This is a genomic window from Streptomyces sp. Isolate_45 (genome assembly GCF_024721315.2).
GTDB lineage: Bacteria > Actinomycetota > Actinomycetes > Streptomycetales > Streptomycetaceae > Streptomyces.
Genome location: NZ_JANFAK020000088.1, coordinates 24,717 through 35,906 on the forward strand (window position 1 = coordinate 24,717; position 11,190 = coordinate 35,906).

At 73.3% G+C, this 11,190-nt stretch carries 11 protein-coding genes and 1 pseudogene; 7 read left to right on the plus strand and 5 right to left on the minus strand.

Annotated features, from left to right (window positions below; all coding sequences use genetic code 11):
- Nucleotides 1-2: 2 nt before the first annotated feature.
- Nucleotides 3-758: an SIS domain-containing protein gene (locus NOD94_RS25585; protein WP_281208454.1), complete on the minus strand. Its 756-nt coding sequence runs from the start codon at nucleotides 756-758 to the stop codon at nucleotides 3-5.
- Nucleotides 759-990: 232 nt separating this feature from the next.
- Here NOD94_RS25585 and NOD94_RS25590 point away from each other — a divergent pair, with 232 nt between their 5' ends.
- Complete coding sequence (locus NOD94_RS25590; protein WP_281208455.1) at nucleotides 991-1,683, plus strand: metal-dependent transcriptional regulator; 693 nt, start codon at nucleotides 991-993, stop codon at nucleotides 1,681-1,683.
- A 274-nt stretch (nucleotides 1,684-1,957) separates the two neighbouring features.
- Entirely contained in the window at nucleotides 1,958-2,830 is an 873-nt protein-coding gene (locus tag NOD94_RS25595; protein ID WP_281208456.1) for an alpha/beta hydrolase, read from the plus strand.
- Between the two features lie 183 nt (nucleotides 2,831-3,013).
- Here the strand turns inward: NOD94_RS25595 and NOD94_RS25600 are convergent, their stop codons facing one another.
- Nucleotides 3,014-4,012 carry a helix-turn-helix transcriptional regulator gene (locus tag NOD94_RS25600; protein ID WP_281208457.1) on the minus strand — a complete coding sequence of 333 codons (999 nt, stop codon included), beginning with the start codon at nucleotides 4,010-4,012 and terminating at the stop codon, nucleotides 3,014-3,016.
- Nucleotides 4,013-4,248: 236 nt separating this feature from the next.
- On the opposite strand from NOD94_RS25600, the gene NOD94_RS25605 reads away from it, so the two are divergent.
- The 3 genes from NOD94_RS25605 to NOD94_RS25615 all read left to right on the plus strand — a co-directional run bounded on the left by NOD94_RS25605 (nucleotide 4,249) and on the right by NOD94_RS25615 (nucleotide 5,204).
- Entirely contained in the window at nucleotides 4,249-4,527 is a 279-nt protein-coding gene (locus NOD94_RS25605) for a hypothetical protein (RefSeq protein ID WP_281208458.1), read from the plus strand.
- Nucleotides 4,528-4,671: 144 nt separating this feature from the next.
- On the plus strand, nucleotides 4,672-4,800 hold the full coding sequence (locus NOD94_RS25610; RefSeq protein ID WP_281208459.1) for a hypothetical protein: 129 nt from the start codon (nucleotides 4,672-4,674) through the stop codon (nucleotides 4,798-4,800).
- A 224-nt stretch (nucleotides 4,801-5,024) separates the two neighbouring features.
- Nucleotides 5,025-5,204 carry a hypothetical protein gene (locus tag NOD94_RS25615; RefSeq protein WP_281208460.1) on the plus strand — a complete coding sequence of 60 codons (180 nt, stop codon included), beginning with the start codon at nucleotides 5,025-5,027 and terminating at the stop codon, nucleotides 5,202-5,204.
- A 220-nt stretch (nucleotides 5,205-5,424) separates the two neighbouring features.
- On the opposite strand, the gene NOD94_RS25620 is transcribed toward NOD94_RS25615, so the two are convergent.
- The 3 genes from NOD94_RS25620 to NOD94_RS25630 form a co-directional block, all read right to left on the minus strand.
- A complete protein-coding gene (locus tag NOD94_RS25620; protein ID WP_281208461.1) occupies nucleotides 5,425-7,071 on the minus strand; it encodes a transporter in 1,647 nt (548 codons plus the stop codon).
- Nucleotides 7,068-7,895: an ABC transporter ATP-binding protein gene (locus NOD94_RS25625; protein ID WP_281208462.1), complete on the minus strand. Its 828-nt coding sequence runs from the start codon at nucleotides 7,893-7,895 to the stop codon at nucleotides 7,068-7,070. The genes NOD94_RS25620 and NOD94_RS25625 overlap by 4 nt, the downstream gene beginning before the upstream one ends.
- A gap of 121 nt (nucleotides 7,896-8,016) precedes the next feature.
- Entirely contained in the window at nucleotides 8,017-8,703 is a 687-nt protein-coding gene (locus NOD94_RS25630) for a bifunctional DNA primase/polymerase (RefSeq protein WP_281208463.1), read from the minus strand.
- A 214-nt stretch (nucleotides 8,704-8,917) separates the two neighbouring features.
- Here NOD94_RS25630 and NOD94_RS25635 point away from each other — a divergent pair, with 214 nt between their 5' ends.
- Both NOD94_RS25635 and NOD94_RS25640 read left to right on the plus strand, forming a co-directional pair.
- The gene (locus tag NOD94_RS25635) at nucleotides 8,918-10,300 is read left to right on the plus strand and encodes a transcriptional regulator (protein ID WP_281208464.1); all 1,383 of its coding nucleotides are present in this window, start codon (nucleotides 8,918-8,920) and stop codon (nucleotides 10,298-10,300) included.
- An 82-nt stretch (nucleotides 10,301-10,382) separates the two neighbouring features.
- Nucleotides 10,383-11,190, plus strand: a pseudogene (locus NOD94_RS25640) (hypothetical protein); the annotation flags it as partial.

An 11,190-nucleotide genomic window follows, 5' to 3' on the forward strand; every position in this document is an offset into this window, starting at 1 on the left:
CGTCAGTGGCGGAAGAAGATCCGGTCGCCGTACTCCTGCATCACGCGGCCGTTCCACTCGTGGCCGCCGTCCACGTTGCCCGAACGCAGCAGCGGGGGCTCGACGCCGCGCGCGGCCAGCTCACCGGCCGCGGCCGCCATCACCGCCTGCATGATCGCGCTGGTCACGACGGTGGAGGCGGGGGCGAAGGGGGCGTCGATCCCGTCGAGGCTCAGCTCGGCGTCACCGACCGCGATCTTGCTGTCGAGCACGATGTCGCAGTGGTCCTTGAGGAAGGTGCCCGAGACGTGCCGCGACCGGGTGCCCGTCGCGTACGCCAGGGAGGTCACGCCGATGACCTTGAGGCCGATGGCCCGGGCGTTCATGGCCATCTCGACCGGCAGCGCGTTGCGCCCGGACAGCGAGATGATCACCAGGACGTCCCCGTCGGAGGCCGGGCTGCTGTCGAGGACCGCCCCGGCGAGCCCGTCGACCCGCTCCAGCGCGCTGCCCAGGGTGGCCGGCATGACGTCGATGCCGGCGGTGCCGGGTACGGCGAGGAAGTTCATCAGGGCGAGTCCGCCGGCCCGGTAGACCACGTCCTGGGCGGGCAGCGAGGAGTGTCCGGCACCGAAGGCGAAGAGCCGGTTCCCCGAGGCGACGGCCTCGGCGATGACGATCCCGGCCTCGTTGATGCGCGAGGCCTCCTCGTCCCGCACCCGCTCCAGCAGGCCGATGGCCGCGTCGAAGAACTGCCCGGCCAGCTTGCTCTCGCTCATACGCCGAAGGCCCTTCCAGGGTGGGGGTGCGCTGGGTACGTCGGTGTCCGCCGCTCACCGTGCGGTCTGGACCAAGCGCGTGTCAATACGAGCGTCAATCCCCGGGACGAAAGGCCCGCCGGAGGGCTCCTGAGATGTCCCGTACATGCCTTGACGCTCGGCGCGGGACGGTTGTCGGCCCGATGCGTCAGAATTGGGGGCAGGGCCAGCGCACGCAATCCGAGGGGCACGAATGTCCGGACTGATCGATACCACGGAGATGTATCTCCGCACCATCCTCGAGCTGGAAGAGGAAGGCGTGGTCCCCATGCGCGCCCGGATCGCCGAGAGGCTCGACCAGAGCGGCCCGACGGTCAGCCAGACGGTGGCGCGCATGGAGCGGGACGGCCTGGTGGCGGTGGCCAGCGACCGTCACCTGGAGCTGACCGACGAGGGCCGCAAGCTCGCCATCCGCGTGATGCGCAAGCACCGCCTCGCGGAGTGTCTCCTCGTCGACGTCATCGGCCTGGAATGGGAGCAGGTGCACGCCGAGGCCTGCCGCTGGGAGCACGTCATGAGCGAGGCGGTGGAGCGGCGCGTACTGGAGCTGCTGCGTCACCCGACCGAGTCCCCCTACGGGAACCCGATCCCGGGCCTGGAGGAGCTGGGGGAGAAGGCCGAGGCCGATCCGTTCCTGGAGGATGGCATGGTCAGCCTGTCCGAGCTGGACCCGGGCAGCGAGGGCAAGACGGTGGTCGTCCGCCGGATCGGCGAGCCGATCCAGACCGACGCCCAGCTGATGTACACGCTGCGGCGCGCGGGCGTGCAGCCCGGCTCCGTGGTGAGCGTGACGGAATCCCCGGGCGGGGTGCTCGTCGGCAGTGGCGGCGAGGCCGCCGAGCTGGACGAGGAGACCGCTTCGCACGTGTTCGTGGCGAAGCGCTGACGGTTCCCGCGGAGCGGGAGGAAACGGGCGGTCCCGGCGCCTCGCGGCGCCGGGACCGGTCCTCCCCTTGCTGACCTGGAGCCCCGAGCTCTCAAGGTCATCCCCTTCGGACCGTCTTCCCCGAGCGGCCCGCCTCCCTGCTGAAAGGATCTCCATCGGCAGCGGCGGCCAATCCTTGAGCAAGGTCACTCGAAAGAGCGGTGTTGTCGGCGAGACGCCCGTTCTCGAATGCAGGTTCGATACTCTGGCGAGGATCGAAGGGGGTGCATCTGCGGTGGTACAGCGCATCGATGTGACGGGGGCCGACGGTGTCCGCCTGGCCGCCTGGGAGTTCCGCGAACCGCCCGCGGAGCCCCTGCGTCCGGCAGTCCTGTTACTCCACGGCCTGATGGGTCGCGCCCTGCACTGGGCCGGCACCGCCCGCTGGCTCGGCGAGCGCCACCGGGTGGTGGCCCTCGACCAGCGCGGACACGGCCACAGCACCCGCCCCGCCGCCGGACCGGGTTTCTCCACCCCCCTGGGCCGCGAGGCCTTCGTGGCCGATGCCGAGGCGGCCGTCGACCAGCTCGGCCTCGCCCCCGTGATCCTCGTCGGCCACTCCATGGGCGCCCTCACCGCCTGGCAGCTCGCCGCGCGCCGCCCCGAGCTGGTCCGGGCCCTCGTCATCTGCGACATGCGGGCCTCGGCCCTCGGCGAGGCCTCCCAGCAGGAATGGGAGGAATGGTTCCGCCGCTGGCCGCTGCCCTTCCCCACGCAGGACGCCGCCCGCCGCTGGTTCGGCGAGGACGATCCCCGCGTGGAGCGGCCCGACCCCGGCCGAGGCGCGTTCTTCGCCGAGGTCATGCACCGGGCCCCGGACGGCTGGCGCCCGCTCTTCTCCCGCAGCCAGATGCTGACCGCCCGTGAGACCTGGGTGCACGACGCCCACTGGGAGGAACTCGCCCAGGTCCGCTGCCCCACCCTGGTCGTCCGCGGCCTGGACGGCGAACTGGGCCGCGCCGAGGCCCAGGAGATGGTCCGCGTCCTTCCGGCCGGTCAGTACGCCGAGATCCCGGACGCCGGCCACTACCTCCACTACGACCAGCCGGCCGCCTGGCGCGAGGCCGTCGAACCCTTCCTGGAGGGAGTCACCGCCGACGCCCCCTGACGCCCCGCGTCAGCGCCCTGACGGCTCCGCCCGGCCTCCGGGCGGGGCCGCTCCAGCGGCGCGCGAGCGGGCCCGGGTTGACTGAGGGAACTCCGGCCGGTGCCCGCGCGCCCCTGACCGTGCGCAGGGCGGCGGCCGGACTCCCGACCGGGCCCGGCGCGCACGGACCGGAACGCCGGTCCGCTACGACGTGCTCGGGAGCCAGCCGCGCTGGACCGCGCGAACGCCGAACTCGAAGCGACTGGCCGCACCCAGGCGCTCCATCAGGCCGTTGGCCAGACGCCGGGCCGTCCGCGGGGAGACCGCGAGCCGCTTCGCGATGGCCTCGTCCGTCAGCCCCTGCGCCAACAGCCGGATCACGGTGCTCTCCTGCGCGCTGAGCGTGCCCTCGTCCCGTTCCTGCGCAACCCCCAGGGGCTGCGCCCCGGCCCACACGTTCTCGAAGAGCGCGCACAGCGCGGTCAGCGTGCCCTGCCCGGTGAGGATCACCGCGCCCGCCCCGCTGTCCTCGCTGCTGATCGGGATGACCGCCGACGTCCGATCGAAGATCATGAGCCTGGTCGGCAGGTCAGGAGCGGTCCGCACCTCACCGCCGAGCTCGCTCAGCCACGTCGCGTACGCCACCGTCGGCTGGCTGTTGCGGACGCTGTCCTGGAACAACGACCGCATCCGCACCCCCCGCCCCAGCAACGCCCGGTCGTTCGGCTTCGACGCCTCCAGGGTCTGCGGCTGGTGGCCCCCGCCCGGCGCGAAGCTCATCAGCTCCGTCCGGAGCCCGTGCGCCAGGCCGCTGATCCTGGACCGGATCTCGTCCAGCCCCACCAACTGCTCCACGCCCGGACTCGCCGTCGCGGTCGGGCTGAGGTCCGCGTACTCGGCGATGAGCTGGGCGGCAGCCGCCCGAGAGGCCTCGATGCGCAACTGCTGCGCGGCCAACTCGGCCTGCTGGCGTGCCATCAGGATTTCCATGCCGACCTCGGGCGTGACCGCGCGCAGCTCGCCGGCCCGTTCGTAGGACGGCCGGATCAGAGCCAGTTCGCTGAGCGTGTCGAGACTGCGTCGGACGTCGTCCTCGGGCACGCCGAGACGGTCTCCGAGGGCCTTCACCCCCTCGCGCGGAAAGGCGAGCATGGCGCGGTACACGGCCTCGGCAGTCGAGTCGAGGCCAAGCGTGGCTAGCACAGCGGTTCCCCCCGTGTGTGCCTTATTGATCAAGTTCCGCAGATCATCGCACGCAGTGATCGGCCGAAACCAGCCCGTGGACACTTCCGGCCAAGGACCGAACTGTCCGCGTTCAATGCTTTGTTCGGGCCTCCACTTCCGGAAGGGTCGACCTCATGTTTCTGATCCACGCGGCCCTGCGCGCCCCTACCCCTGGTGTCCAACTCCCTTCGGGCACTGCGGAGTTCATTCGGGCGTTGCCCGGCGCCGCAGGCCTGGTCGAGCACGTTTCGGCGCATCCCGGCGCCCTGCCGGACCCGGTCGTCGGCGTGTACGTGGTCGCGGACGGCCTCGCCGAGGCGGAGCGCCGCACGGAGGACCTCTGCCGGCGCGCCCTCCGCGAGGTGCGGGCCCTGCGCGGCTGGCGGGTGACCCGGGTCGGCGTTCCCCTCGTGGCGCCCTACTACGAGCGGCTCCTCCAGTCCTCCTCCGGTCTCCCTGGACGGATTGGGACAGGACCGTTTCCGTCCACCTGAAACCTCTTCCACCCCTGCTGACCTGCGACGAAAGTAGTGAACGCCAGCAGGGAACACCACCCGGCGGGCAAGACCGGAGGAAGCGTCACCGCGGGACGCCAGCCCGGAACACCCACTCGTTCCAGCTCGGGAAAAGGACACGCCATGCTGCGCACCACGATCGTCAAGGCCGCCGCGGTCACCTCGCTCGCCCTCGCCGCCCTCACTCCCGCCCTCGTCGGCCAGGCCCCCGACGCCGGAACCCACGTCACCGCCACGACCGCCTGGGAGTAGCCCGCCCCGGGGCCCCGCCGCCCCGCAGCAGCACGAGTCACCTCACCGCACGACCTCCGCACCACCCCAGGGCTTCCCGTACGCCGCCCCGACCGCTGGTCCCGCAGGACAGCCGTCGCCCCCGGCCACGATGCGCCCGATCCCCTCCGGCCCGACACAGGGCCCCGCCCGCGGCATCCCGCGGCGCCCCCAGGACTTCCCGACCCGCCACCAGGAGCTTCGTCATGTCCCGATTCCAGACCACGGCCGTCCGCACCGCTTCCTTCTCCGCCCTGGCCGCCGCCGCCCTCGCCCTGTCCCTGACCGTGGCCACCCCGGCCGGCGCCGCCGACACCCGCGTCACCACCGCCACCACCGCCTGGGAGACGGCTCCCGTGGGCAAGAACACCACCGCCTGGGAGTAGTCGCCCCGAACGGCGGCGCCCACCCGACAGCTGCTCCTGCGGGGCAGCCGTCCACCCGTACGACGCGCTCGATCACCTCCGGCCCGCGTCCGGGCCCGCCCCGCGGCATCCCGGCGCGGCATCCCGGCGCGGCGCTCCCGTCCGGGGCCCGCACACGAAGGGCCGGCCCCCTCCCTCGTCGGGATCGGGGCCGGCCCTGGGGCGGCGTGCCGCCGGGGACTCAGCCCTTGCTGACCGCCATCAGGATCTCGGGAAGCTTGCGCGACACCGCCGGGGCGGCCAGCCGCAGCCCCGCCCACGTGGCCAGGGCGGCCCAGGCGGTACCCAAGGGCAGCAGGATCCACGTCAGGTCGTGGTGGTCGGCCACGTGCAGGAACACCGTCAGCGCGATCACCGGCGCGCAGATCAGCACCGAGGCGAGCATGCCGAGCCCGATGCCCGCCCAGGCGAGTCCGCCCTGCCCCGGGGCGACGTTCTTGAAGGCCCCGTCCGACGGGATCGAATACGCGAAGTGCGCCGAGGCCAGCGCGCCCGTGCACAGCATCGACCCGACGAGTGCCAGGGACACGCCCACCCCGGCCGGGAACGCGCCCCAGTCGCCGATCAGGCCGGCCGTGACGGCCGTGACGAGCACCGTGTACGGGACGATCACCAGCGCCAGCGCCGCCGCGCGGGCCCGGAGTTCGAGGTAGGCGTCGTGCGGGGTCGAGATGGTCTGGGCGACCATCCAGAAGGCGGAGGTGTCCTGCCCGAACTGGTTGTACATCTGGACGCCGAGCATGCCCGCGCCGAAGCAGGCCAGGTACACGGAGCCGGCTCCCTGGAGGGCGTTGACCACCGGGACGATCAACCCGATCGCCAGGGCCGTCACCCAGGCCGACTTCGTCTTCGGGTCCCGCACGGCGTACCGCAGCGTCCGCTGCATGGTGGCGCCCGTACGGCTGTCGGCCAGCGGCGACCAGGAGCCGCCCGAGCCGGGTTCCTTGCGGGGCTTGGAGGCGGCGAGGGTGGAGCCGTCCGGGGTGACCATGAGCCCGGTCAGGGTCCGCTCCCAGAACCAAAGCAGCCCGACCAGTGCGGCGACGGTGATCAGGAACTGCGCGGCGGCCTCCAGGTAGGCGCCCCTGCCCGCCGAGTCGACCATGCCGACGGCCGACGCGGGCGGCAGCCACCGCACGACCGCCTCGACGGGCTCCAGCCGGGTCAGGCCGCCCGACTCGAACAGGCGCTGGCTCGCGAAGTTGGCGACCTGCGCGCCGACCGCGATCAGCAGGCCGCTGAGCAGCGCGAGGTCACGGCCCTTGCGGCTGGTCAGCAGCCGTACGTTCGCCGTCGCCACGGCCCGGGCGAGGGTCACGCAGCCGAGGACGAGCAACGGGACGGCCACGACGCCGGCCAGCACGCCCGCCGCGCCGCGGGCCACCGCCACCACCGAGCCGACGGCCAGGCACAGCGTGAACACCGGCCCGATGCCGACCAACGAGGACGCCAGCAGCGCCCGTACGAGGGGCCGCGGGCGCAGCGGCAGCATCACGAGCCGGCTCGGGTCCAGGGTCTCGTCACCGGTGGGGAAGAACAGCGGCATGAACGCCCAGCCGAGCGCCAGGATCGCGGCCAGCAGCACGACGACGGTCCCCGCGTGGGCGTGGCCGCGCAACAGGGCCAGTCCCAGCGTCACGAACCCCGCGACGACGAGGGAGAGGACGAGGCTGCCGATCCAGGCGGCCTTGCGCTTCGATGAGCCCTTCAGCCCGTTGCGCAACAGGGAGAGCTTGAGGCGGACGAACAGCGGGGTCAGCGACACGTCCGCGACGGCGGCGACGGCCGGGGCGGCCTGGGCGGTCGGGGTGGCCGGGGCGGTGCTCATCGGGCGCCGCCGAGCCAGTCGAGGGAGTCGCCCGCGGCGCGGTCCTGGGCGCCGACGAGTTCGAGGAATGCGCTCTGCAGCGAGGGCGCGGTCCCCCGTACGTCGGCCAGCGGGCCGGCCGCGCGGATCTGCCCGGCGGCCATGACGGCCACCCAGTCGCAAAGGGACTCGACGAGCTCCATCACGTGCGAGGAGAACACGACGGTGGCGCCGGAGGCGGTGTAGCGCTCCAGCACCCCGCGGATGGTCTGCGCCGACACCGGGTCGACGCCCTCGAACGGCTCGTCGAGGAAAAGGACTTCGGGGTTGTGGAGCAGCGCGGCCGCGAGGCCGATCTTCTTGCGCATGCCCGTCGAGTAGTCCACGACGAGCTTGTGCTGCGCGCCCGCGAGGTCCAGGACCTCCAGCAGCTGCGTCGCCCGCTTGTCGGTCTCCTCGCCGGGGAGCCCCCGCAAGCGGCCCATGTATCCGAGGAGTTCGCGCCCGGAGAGCCGCTCGAAGAGCCGCAGCCCCTCCGGCAGGACCCCGATGCGGGACTTCACCGCGACGGGGTCGGCCCACACGTCGTGTCCGACGACCGTGACCGTTCCCGCGTCCGGGCGCAGCAGCCCCGTCACCATCGACAGGGTGGTCGTCTTGCCGGCGCCGTTCGGGCCGACGAGCCCGATGAACTGGCCCGCGGGCAGCTCCAGGTCGATCCCCGCGACGGCCACCTGCTCGCCGAACCGCTTCCACAGTCCCTCTACGCGTACGGCGGCGGCCGGCGCGGTTCGCGCGCCGTCCGCCCCGCCCGTACCGCCTGCCGCATAACCCTGGTCCGGCATGCGCCTGCCTCTCGTCCGTTCCCCGTGGTCGTACTTTTCTCACCATAGGAGCGGGTCGAAGGCGTGAGCAGTTACTTATGTCATGAACTTACGGCGGCCCTACGCGAGGAGGCGCGGCGGGTCAGGCGCCCCGACGGCCCCGGGCCGCGGCGGCCTCGCTGCCGCAGGCGTACGCGAGGGCGTCGATCAGTTCCTCGGTGTCGGGCAGCCACCGGTTCGCGGGAGTGGGCTTGCGGGCCCACTGCACCGGCCCCCTGCCGCCGTGCCGGGTGGGCGGCGCGGCGACCCAGTCGCCCTCGCCGCGCGCGGCCAGGTCGATGGCGTGCGGCAGCCAGCCCAGCTTGCGGACCAGGTCCGCCATCTTCACCCCGGCGCCCGGCAGTACGAAGAACAGCATTCGGTGGTCGGGGGTCAGGGTGACCGGCCCGAGGGTGCGCTGCATCCGCTCCAGTCGGGCCAGGGCGAGGAAGCCGGCGGAGTCCGGGACGTCCAGTACGTCGAAGGTCCGCCCGGTCGGCAGCAGGATCGAGGCCGCGGGGTGCTTCGCCCAGATCCGACGGACCCCCACCGCGCTGCCCGACGCCAGGGCCGCCCAGTCCTTCACCGCCGGGTGCGCGCCGGGTGCGGGGCAGTCCGCCGCTCCGCAGGAGCACAGTTCCCGGCCGTCCGCGTGCTCCAGCCAGGTTCCGGCGAAGACGTCCCAGTGCCGTTCCTCCACGTACCGCACGGCATGGTCGAGCAGCTGTTCGCCCCGCTGCTGGGGGATGGGCGCGGTCTCCGTGACTCCGATGGTCTCTTCCACGCCCATCTCAACTCCCGGCGTCACGGGTGGTTACGGGCGTAAACCGGCCGGTGGACGGTGCATCGATCCTGCATACGGGGCGCATCGGTGCACGGGCGGGGGCGCGTAGGAGGCTGGGGCGCGGTCGCTGGGTAGCCACGAGCCGCGGAGGGGAAGATTCTCCGCACATCAGGCGGGAAGTGATCATTCCAACGATCACCCGCGGCTTCAGGGGGTTTTCATGGCAGCCAGGCCTCTCGTGGCCCGCCAGCCGAACGAACGGCTGCAGGCGCTCATCCAGGAAGCCGGGTGCTCGAACGCCGGGCTCGCCCGGCGCGTCAACATGTGCGGGGCCGAACACGGCCTCGACCTGCGCTACGACAAGACTTCCGTGGCCCGTTGGCTGCGCGGCCAGCAGCCGCGCGGCCGGGCTCCCGGCATCATCGCGGAGGCGTTGGGCCGCAAACTCGGCCGGACCGTCACCATCGACGAGATCGGCATGGCCAACGGCAAGAACCTCGCCTCCGGCGTCGGCCTGCAGTTCTCCCCGACGGTCATCGGCGCCATCGAGCAGGTCTGCGAGCTGTGGCGCAGTGACGTGGGCCGCCGGGACTTCCTGTCGGGGTCGAGCGTGGCGGCGTCCGCGCTGGTGGAGCCGAGCCGCGACTGGCTGATCACCGGCGCCGACCCGCAGGTGGCCCGCAGCGGCGGTGCCCGTGTCGGCATGTCCGACGTGGAGGCCGTCCGGGCGACGACGCAGGCCCTGACCGAGCTCGACCACCGTTTCGGCAGCGGCCACGTACGGCCCGTGGTGGTGCACTACCTGAACTCCGTGGTGTCCGGGCTGATCGGCGGTTCCTACCGGGAGCCGGTCGGGCGGGCGCTGTTCGCGGCCGTGGCCCGGCTCACCGAACTCGCCGGGTACATGGCCGTGGACACCGGGCAGCCGGGTCTGGCGCAGCGCTACTACATTCAGGCCCTGCGGCTGGCCCAGGCGGCGGGCGACCGGGCGTACGGGGGCTACGTCCTCGCCGCGTCCATGAGTCACCTCGCCGCCGAGCTGGGCAATCCGCGGGAGATCGCCCAGCTGGCGCGGGCCGCGCAGGAGGGCACGCGCGGGCAGGTCACCCCGAGGGTGGAGGCCATGTTCTACGCCGCCGAGGCGCGCGGGCACGCGCTGCTGGGCGACGCCCGGTCGACGGCGGTGCTGTCCGGGCGGGCGGTCACGGCGCTGGAGCGGGCCGAGCCGGAGTCGGGGGACGACCCGGTGTGGATCCGGCACTTCGAGCACGCCTACCTGGCGGACGAGCTGGCCCACTGCCACCGGGACCTCGGCCAGGCCGACGCGGCCGCCCGGCGAGCGGAGGAGGCCCTGCGGGCCCTGCCCGCGACGAAGGCCCGCCGGCGGGCGATCGGACTGCTCCTGCTGGCGGCCGCGCAGGTCCAGCAGCGGGAGGTCGAGCAGGCCTGCCAGACGGCGACGAAGGCGGCCGAGCTGCTGGAGTCGCTGCGTTCGCGCCGGGGCGCCGAGTACCTGGACGACTTCCGGGTGCGGTTGGAGCCGTACCGGGAGGAAGCGGCCGTCCGTGAGTTCGCGGCGCGGCTGGAGGTTCAGGTGGCCTGACATGTCCGCGGAGGGACCGGGTAGCGTGACCCGACGGCTGCCGTAGTTTCGGGAGACGTCGGAGAAGGCAGAAGGAGTCCCGGTGACGCAGAACGGACAAGGGGGCGTCCCCCAGCCCGGGACGCCACATCCGGCAGGACCGGAGGCCGCTGCGGGCTACCCGGACCAGCCGTACCCGGAGCAGCGGTACGCGGAGCAGGCGCATCCGGACCGGCCGTACCCGGAGCAGGCGTACCCCGGCGACCCGTTCCAGGACCAGCAGGCCCACCCGGACCAGCTGTATCCGGGCGGGCCGCCGCCCCACCCCGAGCAGCCGCCGTACGCCGACCAGCAGCCGTACCCCGAACAGCCGCCGTACGCCGAGCAGGCGCCGCGGGCCGGGGAGCCGTGGGGGCCGCCCGCGTACGCCTACCCGCAGCCCGAGGGCTACGGCCCGGACGGCGGCGCCGGGTACGGGCAGCCGGGCCCGCACGCGCCGCAGGAGTACCCGTCCCCGCCGTACGGGCAGCCGGCGTACGAGCCGCAGCAGCCGCCGCGGCCCGAGCAGCCGCCGTACGGCAACCCGCCGCAGGGACACGTCCTCGGCCCCGGCTTCGAAGGGCCGGGCGGGCCGCACGGCTACGGCTACCCGCCGCTGCCGGAGGCGGCGACCCAGTACATCGCGCCGGTCCCGGCCCACCCGGGCGAGGACGCGACACAGTTCATCCCGCCGGTGCCCGCGCAGGGCGCCGACGACGCGACGCAGTTCATCGCGCCGGTCCCGGCCCACCCGGGCGAGGACGCGACGCAGTTCATCCCGCCGGTGCCCGCGCGGGGCGCCGACGACGCGACGCAGTTCATCGCGCCGGTCCCGGCCCACCCGGGCGAGGACGCGACGCAGTTCATCCCGC

Bases quoted from the DNA above. Each gene is read 5' to 3' on its own strand.
- NOD94_RS25635 (WP_281208464.1), top strand. From the start codon at position 8,918: ATGGCAGCCAGGCCTCTCGTGGCCCGCCAGCCGAACGAACGGCTGCAG.
- NOD94_RS25585 (WP_281208454.1), bottom strand. From the start codon at position 758: ATGAGCGAGAGCAAGCTGGCCGGGCAGTTCTTCGACGCGGCCATCGGC.
- NOD94_RS25630 (WP_281208463.1), bottom strand. From the start codon at position 8,703: ATGGGCGTGGAAGAGACCATCGGAGTCACGGAGACCGCGCCCATCCCC.
- NOD94_RS25610 (WP_281208459.1), top strand. From the start codon at position 4,672: ATGCTGCGCACCACGATCGTCAAGGCCGCCGCGGTCACCTCGCTCGCC.
- NOD94_RS25625 (WP_281208462.1), bottom strand. From the start codon at position 7,895: ATGCCGGACCAGGGTTATGCGGCAGGCGGTACGGGCGGGGCGGACGGC.
- NOD94_RS25615 (WP_281208460.1), top strand. From the start codon at position 5,025: ATGTCCCGATTCCAGACCACGGCCGTCCGCACCGCTTCCTTCTCCGCC.
- NOD94_RS25620 (WP_281208461.1), bottom strand. From the start codon at position 7,071: ATGAGCACCGCCCCGGCCACCCCGACCGCCCAGGCCGCCCCGGCCGTC.
- NOD94_RS25590 (WP_281208455.1), top strand. From the start codon at position 991: ATGTCCGGACTGATCGATACCACGGAGATGTATCTCCGCACCATCCTC.